Here is a 728-nt window from a genome sequence, read left to right on the forward strand (position 1 = left end):
CGCGCTGGCCGCTGCCGCCCTGGCGCTGGCCGCGCGCGATGCGGAGCGGCGCGAAGCGGCTGGCGCCGTGCAAGCCATCGACGCACGGCTGCTGCAGGAACAGCGCGGCCAGCTGGAAGACCATGCGCGCCAGTTGAATACGGCGGAAAAAACGTGGACGGAGCTGGCGCGCAAGCAGCAGGAACTGGCGCACGGCCAGGCGCGGGCCGCGCAACTGTCGCTGGCGGCGCAGGCGGAAAGCGCGGCCCTGGCGATGGAGGAAGCCAGGACGGCGCTGCTGGAAGCGAGCCTGGCGCAGGCGGAAAAATCCCTGACGGGGGCGGAAGCGGCGTGCGCGGCCAGCGTCGAGCAGTTGCGCGCCACCTTGCAGGACGACCAGCCCTGCCCCGTCTGCGGCGCGCTCGAACACCCGTACACCCACGCCGACGACGCCTTGCAGGCAATGCTGGCCAGCTTGCAGGACGACGTGCTGGCTTGCCGCACGCAGGTGCGCGGCAATCTGGAACAGCTGGCCACGCACCGGGCGGCGCTGGCCGCGACTGCGCGCGAGCAGGCGCAGACGGATGCCGAACTGGCATCGCTGCCGCCCGCCATCGCCGCCCTGGATGCGCAGTGGCAGCCGCATGCGGCCACCCTGCAGCTGCCGCCGGAATCGCAGCGCGCGGACTGGTTCACGCAGCAGCTGGCCGCCACCGCGTCCGGCTTGCAGGCGCTGGCGCAGCAGGATG

Annotated in this window: 1 pseudogene; it reads left to right on the forward strand. The window is 72.8% G+C overall.

Annotated features, from left to right (window positions below):
• A pseudogene (locus GCN75_RS29905) lies at nucleotides 1-728 on the forward strand (AAA family ATPase); the annotation flags it as partial.

The organism is Janthinobacterium violaceinigrum (assembly GCF_009208555.1).
Lineage (GTDB): Bacteria > Pseudomonadota > Gammaproteobacteria > Burkholderiales > Burkholderiaceae_D > Janthinobacterium > Janthinobacterium violaceinigrum.